Genomic DNA, 15,159 nt, shown 5'->3' on the forward strand with positions numbered 1-15,159 from the left:
GGTCAGACAGCACGTGCACCGTGCGGCTCGTCGGTTGCCGGATCGTGTTCGGCAACCCAGTGACCGGGTGCGACCTCGATCAGTTCTGGCCGGTACTGTTCCGCGGTCTCGTCGTCGATCAGCTTCGACTTCATGAAGATCAGCGGGGCGCGGCTATCCATCGGGCTGGGCAGGTCGCCGGTCAGCCTGATGCGTTCGCGGCTCTTTTCGATCTCCGGATCCGGGATGGGCACCGCCGAGATCAGGGCCCGGGTGTAGGGATGGCGCGCATCTTCGTAGATCGCCTTGCGGTCCGCCAGTTCAACCACCCGTCCCAGGTAGAGCACCATCACGCGATGCGAAATCTCGCGAACGACAGACAGGTCGTGAGAGATGAAGATCAGCGAGAGGCCGAACTCTTTCTGCAGGTCGATCAAGAGGTGGATGATCTGAGCCTGGATCGACACATCAAGGGCCGACACCGCTTCATCGCAAATGACCAGCTTCGGCCTCAGGATCATGGCGCGGGCGATTCCGACACGCTGGTTCTGCCCGCCGGACAATTCGTGCGGATAGCGATTGATCATGTTCGGATCGAGCCCCACGCGCTCCATCATCGCCTTGATCTCGCGCTCGCGTTCCGCCCGGCCCATAAGCTTGCGGAACGTCAGGAGCGGTTCGCCGATCGAGGCGCCGATCGTCATGCGCGGATCGAGCGAGGCGAGCGGGTCCTGGAAGACGATCTGAAGGTCTTCGCGAGCCTCGCGCATCTTCTCCTTCGGCAACGAGAGCAAGTCCTTGCCGATCCAGCTGACCTGTCCGGCACTTGCCGGCACCAGCCGCAGGACAGCCCGGGCCAGTGTCGATTTCCCGCACCCGGACTCGCCGACCACGCCCAGCGTCTCGCCCGGACGCAGATCGAAGCTCACACCGTCCACAGCTTTGAGCGGACGGGTCTTGGGGAATAGCCCGCCACCCACGGTCACCGGGTACCAGACCTTCACATCCCGCGCCGTCAGGACAGGCGTCTTGTCCCGAATTGCCTCATAGGGCTCCGGCTTGGGTTGACCGGGCTTGTCGGGCTGGTCGATACGCGGCATCGCGTCCAGCAGCATGCGTGTGTATTCATGTGCCGGCGCGTTGAAGATCGCATCGACGCTCCCGGTTTCTACATATGCCCCTTGTTCCATGACCTGCACCCGGTCTGCCATGCGGGCCACCACGCCCATGTCGTGCGTGATGAGCGCAATTGCCGCGCCGGTCTCGGCCTTAAGTTCGTCCATGATATCGAGCACCTGGGACTGGACCGTCACGTCCAGCGCGGTGGTCGGCTCGTCGGCGATCAGCAGGTCGGGTTCGCACAACATTGCCATCGCGATCATGATGCGCTGACGCATGCCGCCCGAGAGCTCGTGGGGATACTGGTTCATCCGGCGGCGGGCTTCGGGGATGCGAACCCGTTCAAGCCAGTCGATGCAGCGCTGCTCGGCAGCGGCGCCCTTGAGATTCATGTGAACGTCCAGAACCTCCTTGAGCTGCTGGCCCACCTTCATGTGGGGCGTCAGCGATGTCAGCGGGTCCTGGAAGATCATGGTCATGGACTTGCCGCGCACTTGATTCAGCTTGCGCGGGGGCAGGTTGAGAATTTCTTCGCCCCGGTAGCGGACCGAGCCCTGGGCCCGTCCGTTCGAAGCCAGCAACCCCATCGCAGCGAGAAAGGTCTGACTTTTGCCCGATCCGGACTCTCCGACCACGGCAAGGCATTCGCCGGGCTGAATTTCGAGATCAATGCCGCGGACGGCGTGAACGTCACCGTCGGGCGTGCCGAAACGGATATTGAGGTCGCGGACCTGCAGGATGGGGGACTTGGCATCACTCAAGTTCAGCGTCTCCTTGATCGGGCGCCCGGCGCGCGACCGCGCAGCATAATTACTGGCCCGATGAAGACCAGACCATCGGGCAGTCCACCCGCTGGTAACCATTCGCGCCTAGCCTTCCTGCTTGGAGAAGCAGAAGGGCAACCGGCATGACCGAGATGTCGCGCAGCGTCATCTTCGAGGCGTTTGACGCCTTTCCTCAGGCCTGCGCCGTTGTCGACGCCGACCTGCGCATCCTGCAAACCAATCCCGCGCTCTGCAGCCTTGCCGGCCGGAGCGCGAAGGCGCTCACCGGTCTCGGCTTCAATACCTTGCTTGCGGATCGGCTCGACATTGATCTTGTCCGCTCGAGCCTGTCCACCGACAGTCCCCTCTCCGGATTGTCCTGCCTGATCTCGCGATCAGATGGCGCGCCAGCACCCGTCACGCTTGACGTACGACTATTGCCGTCCTCGCCTGACTGTCGGCTGCTGGTCGTGACACCGAGGGCTTCGCCGGCGTCCCCGACGCAAGAGACCCACGGCTTGAGTGGCACATACCGGCTCGATCTCGCCCATCGCCAGGCTCGCGTCTCTCCGGCGCTCGAACACTTTCTCACAGGCCGGGCACGAGACGGGAGGATTTCTGTCGAGGCGTGGCTGAAGGCGATCCACGCGACCGACCGTGCCCGCATCAAGGATCGCCTCAGGGCGGTGTCCGGGCACCGGCTGGACGTACATGCCTTCGAGTGCAGGATGCGTCGGCACGATGGTGCCTGGCGCCAGATGCGCCATCAGTTTCGCGTTCTCACCCACGGGCGCCGCGGCCAGCCCCTGGCGTTCAGCGGTATCGTTCATGACGCGACGCGGACGGCGGCAACCGGTCCTGAGACCGATCCCCGCCTTCGCCTGGCCTGTCAGGCCGCCGATCTGTGTGCCTGGAGCTATGATTTCGAGGCCGACGAGGGCCACTCCACAGGAAGGCTTCATACCGGCCAGGAAGGACCGTTCTGTTATTCCGATTGGCGTAGCCGCGTGCACCCCGATGACCGCAGCCGGGTCAGTGCGGCGTTTCTCGCCCTTCAGTTCGGCGCCACCATGGAAGAGCGCTATCGCATTCGGGACGAAACCGGCAGCGAACAGACCCATGTCTGTCATGCGGAGCCATGCGACAGTGCAGGGCAGGCCTATGGCTTCACCCGCCTGGCTGAGTCCGCGTCCGCAGAGGCCGTCGCGAGCACGCCGGAAATCAATACCGTCGATCAGGCCGCGGCGCGTTCCATGCGGGTCGCGTCGATAACGGCCTGGACCCGCGACATGACCAGCGACCGCATGACGATCAGCGGCCCTTTGTGCGAGCGCCTCGATCTTGATCAGGTCGATGGCAGCTTTTCTTTCTCGAAATGGAAAGACTGCGTGCACCCAGACGACTGGCCGCGCCTGGTCGACCTGTGCCGCAGCAACTTTGAGACAGCGCCCAACGGGGAGATCAACTATCGCATCCGCGACAAGAACCAGCAGTATATTCACGTACGCGCGAGGGGCGGAGTCAGCGAGCAAACCCCTGACGGGCAGGTCCTGACCCTGGCCGGGGTGCTGAGCGAAACGGACGAGGTCGAACACCTGCGCGAGCAACTTGCTGTCACCGAGCGCGCCCGCGCGGAGGCGGCGGCGGCGGCCAACATTACGGCGTGGTTTCATGAAATCGCGACCGGACGATTGACGCTCGAAGGTCCGTTATGCCCCGCGATCGAGCTCGCTGAGGCCTTCAGTGACGGCGGAACGCGTCTCGTGCTGGATGCGGAAGACTGGCGTTCGGCCATTCACGAGGACGATCTTCATGGCCTCCTGTCCGGGCTCGGCCGCCTTGCGCCGGATCACCAGGAGGACTTCGAGGTCCGGATCAGGACCCGCGATGGCGACTATCGCTGGATCAACCTGCGCGGCGGAGTCTCGCAGGTCGGCCCGGACGGCGCCCCTACCCGGCTCTCGGGATTCATAACCGACATTACCGAGCGGCGCGTACTGGAGAAGGACCTGGCGCTCGAGAAGGCGCGACTGGATTCAATCTACCAGCAGACGCCGGCTCTGCTTCATACAATGGACAAGCATGGCAACACCTTGATGGTGAACCGTCACTGGGTGGCGCGCCTCGGCTATCGCGAGGACGAGGTTATTGGCCGCCCCGGCCTGATCGTGGTCCATCCCGACGACCGTGAGCGGGTTGCGAGGACGCTGTTGCCGCAAACCCTCGAAAAAGGCGAGCTGGTTCGCGAGCCTGTCCGACTTGTCACGAGCCAGGGGGAGGTGCTGGAGACACGGATTTCCGCTTTTGCCGAATACGATCTCTCCGGCACGCCGCGCGCCGCCCATGCCGTGTTCGAGGATCTCACCGATATCCAAGCCGCACGTAAGGAACTCGAAGCGCGCGCAGAAGAACTCGAACGCACAAACCGCGAGCTCAATCGCTTTGCCACTGTCGCCTCCCACGACCTGCAGGAGCCACTGCGCAAGATCGCCGCGTTCTCCGGCCTTCTGCGACGGCGCTATCAGGACCGGCTGGACGAGGACGGGCTGAGCAGTCTGGATTTCCTGGTCGATGCTGCGGGCCGAATGCGAACGCTCATCGACGACCTTCTGGGCTATTCACGCGCCTCAAGCCGCCCCCTGAAGACATCACGCATCGAACTGGAATCCGTGGTCGAAGCGCTGCTCAAAGAGCTGGGCGTCCTGATCGAGGAGACCGGGGCCATCATCGAGATCGACGCTCTGCCGGCGGTTTACGGTGACACAACGCTCCTGCGCCTCCTGTTTCAGAATCTGATCACAAACGCGATCAAGTATCGCGGCCAGGATGCGCCTTATATCCGGATCGGTTCTGTCCGCGCCGGCGATAGCTGGCGAATTCATGTGATGGACAACGGAATCGGGATCGAGGGAAAGTTCTTCAACAAGATTTTCGACCCTTTCCAGCGCCTCCACGCGCGCGGCGACTACGAAGGTACCGGGATTGGCCTCGCAATCTGCCAACAGGCGGCCGAGCGCCACGGTGGACGCATCTGGGTGGACTCCGCACCGGGCCGGGGAAGCAGCTTCTACTTCACGTTACCTACCGGGACCGCTGAAGACGTGCCTGACTAGGCGGCGCGGCCCTTCGAACGTTGAACGAGAATCGACCGTCTGACCCGGATCACGAGCAGGACGAGCCCGGCCAGGACGGTCGCCAGCGCCAGTCCAGCCATCGAAATGAGAAGCGGGTGATTGAAGTTTTCCCGCTCCCTGTAGTCCATCACGTGAAGCATCCAGAAGAAGTCGAAAACTCGCCAGCGGTCATTCCGGCGCGCCGTCACCTCTCCACTTTCCGGCGAGATGTAGAGACGCGTGCCTTCCCCGTCGTCAAACTCGGCGCGCCAGGCCGGACCCGACCGCCGATACTCCCAGGTCGGGGTCTCGAAATAGGTCAGTGATTTTACAGGCGCGACACCGGCATAGTTGGCTTGCGCCGTCTGTCTTGCCGCCGCCTCGTCCAACGGGGAAAGACGAGCGCCCGATTGCGCATCGACCATGACGACGCCGCGCGGGGTCTGGAATCGGTAGACCGGGCGCTCGTTCCAATAACCGAGCACAGCACCGCGCACCGTACTTACTGCCGCCTGCCGGGCCGCGGCTCCAGGGGCAAGAAGCATATCCAGCGCGAGTGGTTCAGTCCGAGCCGCCGGGATGGTGTGTTCGCTGCGTACTGCCTCGATGGGCAGCAGACTCATCACGAAACCGCCAAGGACCCAAAGCAGGATCTGCAGCCCGACAATCAGCGCGAGCCATTTGTGAATGCGCACCGCCCAGCGCGTCACAGCGATCATGTCCGGCTCATCCCTCTTCGGCGGCTGGCACCATGGTCAGCGTGACAGTGAACCGCTCGTCCGGCGAAAGTGCACTGGGAGCGCCATCGGGCGCGTGTTCAGCCCTGAGGATCTGCCGCGCATTGGTGACGGCCTTGATATCCTCCACGGTCTCACCGATCAGAGTCTCGATGTCACCTTCGCCCCCGGAAATCGTGAGGCTCTCCACCTCGGCGCGCATCGACACCTGAAGCTCTGACTTCACCTTGCGAGCCGCGGCGAGTATCGCCACGAACGTGTCACCCCGGGCGCGCAGGGCGTCCGGATCGATCTGATCGTCCTGCCTCGGCCACTCGCCGCGCGCATGCACCGTTCGCGGATCCGTGGTGTCGTTTCCGAGCATGATGTCGTTCAGAACATCGGTCACATAGGGCGTGAACGGCGCGAACAGGCGGATCAGGGTCACACTGGCGTGGTGCAGCGTGTAGAGGGCAGACCGCTCGCCGGCGTCGGGTTCGCCTTCAAAACGGGTGCGATGCTTCACCATCTCCAGGTAATTGTCGCAATAGGTCCGCCAGAAGAAATCCTCGGCGACCCGCAGCGCCTGGGCATACTCGTAATCTTCGAACGCCTCCGACGCGCGTTTTACGGTCTCGGAAAGCCGGCCAAGCAACCATTTGTCGAGAGGATGGACGATGTGTCCCGCCTCCAGGTCCGCACGCGCACTGGTCGGCGTGATGCTGGTGCCCGACAAGGACATATGCGCGAGCTTCACCGCATTCCACAGCTTGTTGACCAGGCGCTTGCCCTGGCCGAGCGTGTTCGGTGAGAGCGCCGTGTCGTGACCGAGGCGCGACGTGCCCGTCCAATAGCGCACCACGTCGCTGCCATGCTCGTCCAGCAACTTGATGGGGTCGATCACATTGCCTTTGGATTTGCTCATCTTCGAGCCGTCGCTGGCCAGGCACCAGCCCGAGATCGCGATATTTTTCCAAGGTATGGCACGCTCGTGGTGGAGCGCTTTCACGATCGTGTAGAACGCCCAGGTCCGGATAATCTCGTGGGCTTGGGGACGCAGCGCCATCGGGAAGAGCCGCTTGTGCGTCTCGTAATCGCCGACCGCGTACGTCTCACTGATCGCCCGCGTATTGAGTTGCGGGGAGACCGAGCTGGTCGCCCAGGTGTCCATGACGTCGCGTTCGCCTTCCACCTCGTGGGCTTCATAGCCTTTGGGCAGATCGGTGGTCGGGTCGACGGGCAGTTCATCGGCTCCGGGCACGATAATCCTGCCCTCCTCGCCCGCGCGCTTGGAATACCAGACCGGAAGCGGCACCCCGAAATGCCGCTGGCGGGAAATGGACCAGTCCCATTTCAGCCCCTCCACCCAGCTCTCGAAACGCTGGCGCATGTATTCGGGGCGCCAAGTGATCTCGCGGCCTTTCTCGAGAATCTGGTCCTTGTATTCCAGCGTCTTGATGAACCATTGCGGCGTGACGATAATTTCAAGCGGCGCGCCCGAGCGCTCGGCAACCGGGACGACCTGATGGGTCGTGTCCTGTTTGAGAAGCAGGCCCTCGTCCTTGAGAATCTCGAGAATCTGCGCCTTGGCCTTCTCCGCCTTCAGCCCCGCGAGCGCTTCGATGGTCGATTGCGCCCTGGCCAGGTCGAGCGTGGGCCAGTCATCGCTGCCGATTTCAAGAGTCTCCTTCATCTTGCCCGCGCGATCGATCACGACCCGCAAGGGAAGACGGTGCGCGCGGAACCAGTTGATGTCCTGAACGTCGCCGAAGGTGCAGCACATGACGATGCCGGTTCCCTTCTCCGGATCGACCGCCTCGTCGGCGATGATCGGGACGGGCACGTTGTAAAGCGGACTGATTGCGCGCTTTCCGACCAGTTCTTTGGCGCGGGGATGCTCGGGATGGATCATCAGCGCGCCGCAGCCGCCAATCAGTTCGGGGCGCGTGGTCGCGATGACGGCCGGTTCGCCGCCGCCTTCGATCTGGAACGGGATCTGGTTCAGCTTGCCTTCGCGCTCGATCTCTTCCACTTCGGCCTGGGCGATCGCAGTGCGGTCGGCCGGGTCCCACAATGTGGGTTCGAGACGGCGCTCCAGCAGTCCTTTCTCGTGGAGATCGAGAAATGACATCTGCGAGATCGTCCGGCTTTCATCGGAAATCGTCTGGTATTCCCGACTCCAGTCGACCGACAGGCCAATACGGCCGAACAGGTCGCGAAATTGCTGCTCGTAGGGGGGTATGACCTCACGGCACAGCGCCACGAATTCCTCGCGCGCCATAGTCCCGCCGCGTACCTTTTTCACCTTCTCCACCAGGCGCTCGGTCGGCAGACCGTTATCGTCCCAGCCGATCGGATACAGGACATTGCGCCCGCTCATCCGGAAGTAGCGCGCAAGGATGTCGGCCTGGGTATAGGAGTAGATGTGTCCGATATGCAGCGCGCCCGACACGGTGGGCGGCGGGGTGTCGATGACATAGTCAGAGTCGGCCGGCGCAGTCGGATCCCACTTGAAAGCCTCGTCCTTGGCCCATCGGTCGAGACACTCGCTCTCTGCCTGGGCGGGTTTGTACTTGTTGGGAAACTCTTTCATGAGATGCGCGCCGTCACTTCCAAAGGGTCGGGAAAGCGCCGGTCTTAACCGATTTTGCCCAGCCGCAAAAGGCGAACGACAGAGCGGGTGTCCGACCGCTTCAACCCGGACCCAGGCCCGGAGCCGGCCCTTGCGGACTCTCCTCCAGGCGCGCTCTGGGGCGTCTTGCGCGTGGCGACTGCGAGCTTAAGCTTGAAGGCGATGACCCAGCGACCCAACGATACCCGTCTCTCCGTCCCTCGTGACACGGAGAATGACTACAGTCTCGACGCCGCTCGGATCCGCCGGGATTTCATTTCGCGGCGGACCGGTGCGGATCTGACCCATACCGGCTCTTTCTCCATCAGCCCGGAAATCACCCGGGGCAATGTCGAGAACTTCATCGGCGTCGCCCAGGTGCCGGTAGGCCTGGCCGGCCCCTTGCGCATCGATGGCGAGCACGTGAACGAGGACGTCTACGTCCCGCTGGCAACCACCGAGGGCACGCTCGTGGCCAGCTATAATCGCGGCATGCGTATCCTGACCGAGGCGGGCGGCGTGCGCACCACGATCCATGAGCGTTTCATGCAGCGCGCGCCGGTCTTTCACTTCGACGATGCCCGGGGCGCGCGCGATTTTGCCGCCTGGATCGATGCCCGGACTGAAGACATTCGCGGCGCGGCCGAAGCCTCATCTTCGATCGCGAAGCTTTCTCACATCGAGCGCTATGCGGTGGGCCCGATGCTGCACCTGCGGTTCAACTATGAAACCGGGGATGCGGCCGGACAGAACATGGCCGGAAAGGCGACCTACGCGGCATGCGAGTGGATCGCGGCCAATCATCCCGGCGGCGCGCGCTACACGCTTTCCGGCGCGATGGACACCGACAAGAAGCATAGCCAGCTCAACGTGCTTCATTCGCGCGGGGCGCGCGTCATCGCCGAGGTGCGCATTCCCAGTGCGCTGCTGCGCGAAAGGGTCGGCGCGTCTGCCGAAACCCTGTTTCGCGCGCGTCTCAATTCCTTTGCCGGATCGGTCATGGCAGGATCGGCCAATAACGGCATGCATGCCGCCAACGCGCTCGCGGCCCTCTTTATCGCCACCGGCCAGGATGCCGCCAACGTGGCCGAAAGCCATGCGGCGATAACCTATGTCCGGCTCGAGGACGATGGGGAGACCTACTACTGGTCCATCACCCTGCCCTCCCTCATAGTCGCAACCTTTGGCGGCGGCACGGGACTGCCCACGCAGGCCGAATGCCTCGACATCCTGTCCTGCCGCGGCCCGGGCAAGGTCGGTCGTTTCATCGAGATCTGCGCCGCGACCGTCCTGGCCGGGGAGGTCTCCCTCGCCGGAGCCGTGGTGGCCGGCGACTGGGTGGACAGTCATGAAAAGCTCGGCCGCAACAGGGGCAAGCGATGAGCTCTCGGCACACCGGAGCCTCGAACCGGGCGGCCCCCGCATTCGTCAGCGCGGTTCTAGCGCCTTCAGGGCCGGACTGGCGAACTGGCGGTAGGCCAAGATGCCGACGATCAGCAACGTCGTGCTGATCTGGGCGACGGGACCGGCAATGAGAGCCAGGTAACCGATAGAAAAGAACAAGGTGCGCATACCCCGGTTGAACTGGCGGCCGGCAACCAGGTTCATCTCGGCCGCGCGTCCGCACGCGGCCAGCGCCGCCTCGGGATTGTCGCGTTCGGCCGCTGCACCAAGCAGGACCGCGGAGTAGTTGGTCAGTCTGTAAGCCCAGCCGAACTTGAAAAAGGCGTAGGCGTAGATCACCAGGAGCCCGAGGCTGATCATCTCCCACTGCGTACGCGAGGTGTGCGCCAGCAAGGGCAGATCGGCCATGGCCAGCATGATCGTCTCTAGCGCGGTCAGGATCGTGAAGGCGGCGCCGATGCCCAGAAGGGCCGTCGACGCGAAGAACGCGATCCCGCTCTGAAGCCCGGCAATGATCTGCGTATCCATGATGCGCACCGGCCGGGCCGCGACCGCGCGCATCCACTGTCGGCGCTCCTCGTTCATCGCCGTGGAAAGCGTATGCCGCGACAGGGGGGAATGGTCGACGATGAAGGAATAAATGCCTGCAATCAGCAGAAAACCGATCAGGCCGAAGTAAACGCTGTCCATGGCGGTCCTGCGAGGCGGCGGGAGCGCGCCGCCTCGCGGACGCGCGGAATTATTTCACCTCAAGCACGCACAGGCGGCACTTGTCGAGGTGGTAGTCGGTTTCTTCGATTTCGCGAATGGCCACAAGACCGTCTTTCTCAAGGGCTGAGAAATGAGCCTCGTAACCCTCAGGCCAGACATCATTGTGCACCGTGGCAACGATGAGCCCGCCTGGCTTCGTGATCCGCACCAGTTCGTTGAAGCCTTTCGGTCCCACATGAGAATGGGTAAACGTCCCGACGCAGATGACCGCTCCGTAGGCATCATCTTTGTAGGACAAGGGCTGGGTCATGTCCTCGACCTGCAGCTCACGATAAGCGCCCTTCTCGCGAGCAATGTCGAGCATATCCGGTGACAGATCCATGCCATCGATCGTGGTGAAGCCCCGGGTCGCGAGCTCCACGCCGGCCAGGCCCGTCCCGCACCCGGCGTCCAGAACGACGGTATCGGTCGCCACAAGCGACTTCAGCTTGTCGGCAGAAATCGCCGGAGCGACATAGCCCATGCCCTCGACCGTGTCCTTATCGTAGGACTTTGCCCAGTCCTTGTAAGTATCACGGCATTCATCCACACCGCCTTTAAGATTATAGATGCGGTCGAGAATCTCGTTTTCGTGTGCCATGACTCGTGTGGTGACCTCTGCGATTTTGAGAAAAGACGACTTACTTATTAACGCATACTGCGGTGCAGCGCAAAACCTTGACCCCATTATTCTTCCGTAGGCACCCCCGACTTGCTCCGGCCACGAACGAATTCTGGCCTGGAATGCGGCCCCTACACCCCGTGCTCGTGTCGTGCGCCTCACTCCAAAAGCAGGATGACAGCCAGGGACCGACTGGGCTAACGCAGGGCTACGCCGCACCGGCCAACAAGGACTGACATGGCTCCGCCTCTTCTCACGCTCCAGGATATTCACCTCACCTTTGGTGCCTCTCCCCTCCTTGCCGGAGCGGAGCTGAGCATCGAAGCGGGAGACCGGCTTTGCCTGGTCGGACGCAACGGTTCGGGAAAGTCCTCCTTGATGAAAGTTGCAGCCGGCCTCGTCGAACCGGATGATGGCGAGCGCTTCTTCCAACCCAACACTACGATCCGGTATCTGGAACAGGATCCGGACCTGTCCTCTTTCAAGCGGGTCATCGACTACGTGGAAGACGGGCTGGCACCGGGCGACGAGGACTATCGGGCGACCTACTTGCTCGAGGCACTCGGACTCAGCGGCGAAGAGGCGCCATCGCGGCTTTCAGGAGGCGAGGCGCGCCGCGCTGCGCTGGCGCGCGCGCTCGCACCCGACCCAGACATCCTTATGTTGGACGAACCGACCAACCATCTCGACCTGCCGGCAATCGAATGGCTGGAAAGCGAGCTCAAGGCGCGCCAGGGCGCGATCGTTCTGATCAGTCACGATCGCCGCTTCATGGAGAACCTGACGCGAGCGGTCGTCTGGCTCGACCGGGGAACGACCCGCCGGCTCAACAAGGGCTTTGCTCATTTCGAAGACTGGCGTGACGAGGTATTCGCGGCCGAAGAGACCGAGCAGCACAAGCTCGACCGCCAGATTGCGCGCGAAGAAGACTGGATGAGATACGGCGTCACCGCCCGGCGCAAACGCAATCAGCGCCGCCTCGCCGATTTCAGGGCGTTGAAAGACAAGCGCCGCACGCATCGCGGCCCTCAGGGCCAGGTCAGCCTCGAAGTGAGTGAAGCAGATACGTCTGGCAAGCGCGTGGTCGAGGCAAAGCATATTTCGAAGCGCTTCGGGGATCGCTCGATCGTCGATGACCTGTCGATTCGGATCAGCCGGGGGGACCGCCTGGCAATCGTCGGCCCGAACGGTGCCGGCAAGACGACCCTTATCAACCTGATGATCGGAAACCTCGAACCGGACAGCGGGACGATCCAGCTCGGGACCAATCTGGAAGTTGCCACTCTGGACCAGCGGCGCGCCGCCCTGCAGCCGGGTTGGACGCTCGCCGACGCCCTGACCCAGGGCGGCGGCGATCAGGTCGATGTTGCCGGCAAGACCAAGCATGTCATGGCCTACATGAAGGACTTCCTCTTCCGTCCGGAACAGGCACGGACGCCGGTGGAGGTGTTGTCAGGCGGAGAGAAGGCGCGCCTGATGCTGGCGCGCTCGCTCGCCCTGCCATCCAACATGCTGATCCTGGACGAACCGACGAACGATCTCGACCTGGAAACGCTCGATCTGCTCCAGGACATGATCGCCGACTATTCGGGAACCGTGATCCTCGTCAGCCACGACCGCGACTTCATCGACCGCATCGCGAGTTCCACACTGATGTTCGAGGGCCAGGGCAAGTGGCAGGAATATGCGGGCGGATATTCAGACATGCTCGCTCAACGCGGAGAAGGGGTGAAAGCGCGCAAGTCCGAAGAGAAGAAAGCTGGCCCCGCCAAGACCGCCCCTGCATCGACAAGCATCACAGCCGCCAAGAACCGGGCCAAGCTTTCCTTCAAGGACAAGTACGCACTCGAGACGCTCCCGGGTGAAATCGAGGCCCTCAGCGCCAGAATCAAGACGCTGGAAGCCGAGATGGCCGATCCGGCCCTGTTCTCGCGCAACCCGGAGCGTTTCGACGCGGCCAGCCGGGAACACGCTGATGCGCTTACCGAAAAGGCCGCGAAGGAGGAGCGCTGGCTGGAGCTGGAGATGCTGCGCGAAGAGATCGAGGGTTAGGCCCGAAGGGTCAACGCCTGCTTTGCCGGCACCTTGCCATCAATCAGGGCGCGATAGCTGGCCAGTGTTGCCTCGGCGCCCGAACGCTCCTCGAACTCGAACAGGGCACGGCCTTCGCTAGCGAAGGCCAGCCATGCCTCGCCATACCGGCGCCCGAATTCGCCAGCACCCCATTCCTTGATCCGGTCGCGCACATGATCGGGAGCAAAAAAGAAGACCGGCTTTGGTCCGGGCATCGCTCCAGGCGGCGCTGAATTCTCCCAATGAGCACCCCCGACCCGAATATTGCCGGCGAGCGCATCGCCGAGCCGGGAGTGGATCGCTTTGTTGACCGCGCTGTCACCCGCGAAATCAATGACCAGACGCGAAGGTTCGGCTTCCATGTCGGCCACATCATCATAAAGAGTCACCCGGTCATAGTAGCCGAGCGCCTCGACAAACCCGCGATTTCCCGGCGAGGTGATAGCCTCAATCTCGATGCCGTGACTGCGATCGCGATCAAGAAGGAAAGCCAGCGCGATTGCGGTCTTGCTCGATGCACTGGTCAGACTGACGCGCCTTGCACCCAGAAAGCCGGTATCGCGTAGATGCAGGTCAATCAGGAATGACGTGATGAAGAGGGGCTGCAGCACCATCTGCACCGCCTCGAGATCGGCGCGATACCCGGGATCCGAAGCGCAGCGCGTGTAGCGATTATAGGCCGACGGCAGGCCTGCACGATGATCGCTGGTGTCGATGAAGCTGCCGGCTTCGATCCGGCCCGGCTTCACGATCAGCTCGGCTCCGGCCGGAAGATAGCCGTAGATGCGTTCGCCGACCTCAAGACCGCCGGCGGCGCGGCAGTCCTCGACTTCTGCGAAGCCCCAGACGGGCAGATGGCCCGTAGTCTCTCCGGCTGGGAAGAAATCCCAATAGCGCATGGCCTCGCCGAAGGCTGCGTAGGTGATGTTGTTGGCCGTCAGTGCGAAACGGTCGACGCGCAACCGCGCCTCACCTTCCTGGAGCGGGCGCGATGGCACCTCGCTAATCGCGGCGGTGGAAATATCATTCTTGTCGATCGATAGCACCCAGCTCATCAAACATCTCCCGTCTCGCTCGATCTGCAGCCTCAAGGCTCGCGACAGACTTTACAAGCGCTTGTGAAAGACCATGACGAAGACGCCGGTCAGGCGAAGATCGCCACCATTTGCCGCGCCTTGATCACGCACTCGCCGTGCGCATTCCAGATGGTCATATCCTGCGTCGAATATCCGTCCCTCGCGTGGTCGGCGCTGGCTTCCAGAAGCCACCACCCCTCCTCGGTCCGGGGGGTATCGACAAGAACGTCGATCATCCAGGTCATCGACGATAACGGGGCGGCCCCGTTCAGGGCCGGCGTGACGGCCGGCGGCAACGCGTCGGCCAGCGCGATCAGGCTCAGCTTGTGGGCCCGGGATTTCAGGTCGCGCAGACGCACCCAGCTGAGTTCACGGGTCTGGCCGCCCCCTGTGAAGGGCGCGCCGTCACTCTTCCACACGAACTCGAGCTGGCGTGTGAAGGACGGAACGCCGCCGGGAAAGACCATGGGGGTGGCGTCGGGCCCAGGAAACGGCATCGCCGAGGCCGGCGCGGCTGGCGGAGCGAGGTTCAGATTGCTTTCGCGCGCCGCCGCGAAGGTGAATGTCGCATCGGCTCCTATGCCGGACGGTCCCGAGAGGCGTGTGTGAACGCTCGATGCCGTGCGACCTTCGCGCAGCACCTCCGCCTCGACGTTGACCTGGCCAGCGCTCGGCCCGACAAAGGAAATCATGGCGCTGCGCAGCGGACGACGCTCATCGACCAGACGCCGGGCCGCCATTAGACAAAGCGCAGCTGTGACGCCGCCGTAGGAGGTGCGTCCTTGCGTCCAGTCAGGACCTATCTCGACCTGCAATCCTCGATCCGTCGATTCAACAGCGTCAAACAGGTCGGACAGCGACATGACAGGCTCCGGCAAAGTGTGAACAGCGTTTACATCCGACTGAGCACACATTGCCCGGCCTGCCAAGAG

Annotated in this window: 10 protein-coding genes; 3 read left to right on the plus strand and 7 right to left on the minus strand. The window is 63.0% G+C overall.

Going from position 1 to position 15,159, the window contains the following annotated elements; all coding sequences use genetic code 11:
• Positions 1 to 2: 2 nt before the first annotated feature.
• The gene (locus E5162_RS08335) at positions 3 to 1,859 is read right to left on the minus strand and encodes an ABC transporter ATP-binding protein (protein ID WP_206751077.1); all 1,857 of its coding nucleotides are present in this window, start codon (positions 1,857 to 1,859) and stop codon (positions 3 to 5) included.
• A 146-nt stretch (positions 1,860 to 2,005) separates the two neighbouring features.
• On the opposite strand from E5162_RS08335, the gene E5162_RS08340 reads away from it, so the two are divergent.
• Entirely contained in the window at positions 2,006 to 4,975 is a 2,970-nt protein-coding gene (locus E5162_RS08340; protein WP_135944777.1) for a PAS domain-containing protein, read from the plus strand.
• Here E5162_RS08340 and E5162_RS08345 read toward each other — a convergent pair.
• Together E5162_RS08345 and E5162_RS08350 are read right to left on the minus strand one after the other, a co-directional pair.
• Positions 4,972 to 5,694 (minus strand): PepSY domain-containing protein, encoded by a 723-nt coding sequence (locus E5162_RS08345; RefSeq protein WP_135944778.1) that lies wholly within the window; start codon positions 5,692 to 5,694, stop codon positions 4,972 to 4,974. The genes E5162_RS08340 and E5162_RS08345 overlap by 4 nt on opposite strands.
• 7 nt (positions 5,695 to 5,701) lie before the next feature.
• The gene (locus tag E5162_RS08350; protein WP_135944779.1) at positions 5,702 to 8,284 is read right to left on the minus strand and encodes a valine--tRNA ligase; all 2,583 of its coding nucleotides are present in this window, start codon (positions 8,282 to 8,284) and stop codon (positions 5,702 to 5,704) included.
• Positions 8,285 to 8,485: 201 nt separating this feature from the next.
• Between E5162_RS08350 and E5162_RS08355 the strand changes: the two genes are divergently transcribed.
• The gene (locus E5162_RS08355; protein ID WP_135944780.1) at positions 8,486 to 9,685 is read left to right on the plus strand and encodes a hydroxymethylglutaryl-CoA reductase; all 1,200 of its coding nucleotides are present in this window, start codon (positions 8,486 to 8,488) and stop codon (positions 9,683 to 9,685) included.
• A gap of 45 nt (positions 9,686 to 9,730) precedes the next feature.
• Here the strand turns inward: E5162_RS08355 and E5162_RS08360 are convergent, their stop codons facing one another.
• Positions 9,731 to 10,396, minus strand: a complete 666-nt coding sequence (locus E5162_RS08360; RefSeq protein ID WP_135944781.1) for a DUF599 domain-containing protein — start codon at positions 10,394 to 10,396, stop codon at positions 9,731 to 9,733.
• A gap of 49 nt (positions 10,397 to 10,445) precedes the next feature.
• Entirely contained in the window at positions 10,446 to 11,057 is a 612-nt protein-coding gene (locus tag E5162_RS08365) for a class I SAM-dependent DNA methyltransferase (RefSeq protein ID WP_135944782.1), read from the minus strand.
• A gap of 258 nt (positions 11,058 to 11,315) precedes the next feature.
• Between E5162_RS08365 and E5162_RS08370 the strand changes: the two genes are divergently transcribed.
• Positions 11,316 to 13,130 carry an ATP-binding cassette domain-containing protein gene (locus E5162_RS08370; RefSeq protein ID WP_135944783.1) on the plus strand — a complete coding sequence of 605 codons (1,815 nt, stop codon included), beginning with the start codon at positions 11,316 to 11,318 and terminating at the stop codon, positions 13,128 to 13,130.
• Here E5162_RS08370 and E5162_RS08375 read toward each other — a convergent pair.
• The gene (locus tag E5162_RS08375) at positions 13,127 to 14,206 is read right to left on the minus strand and encodes a DUF2855 family protein (RefSeq protein ID WP_135944784.1); all 1,080 of its coding nucleotides are present in this window, start codon (positions 14,204 to 14,206) and stop codon (positions 13,127 to 13,129) included. The two genes, E5162_RS08370 and E5162_RS08375, sit on opposite strands and share 4 nt — an antisense overlap.
• An 89-nt stretch (positions 14,207 to 14,295) precedes the next feature.
• Positions 14,296 to 15,090, minus strand: a complete 795-nt coding sequence (locus E5162_RS08380) for a thioesterase family protein (protein ID WP_135944785.1) — start codon at positions 15,088 to 15,090, stop codon at positions 14,296 to 14,298.
• Positions 15,091 to 15,159 lie beyond the last annotated feature (69 nt).

The sequence above is a fragment of the Marinicauda pacifica genome (genome assembly GCF_004793635.1).
Lineage (GTDB): Bacteria > Pseudomonadota > Alphaproteobacteria > Caulobacterales > Maricaulaceae > Marinicauda > Marinicauda pacifica.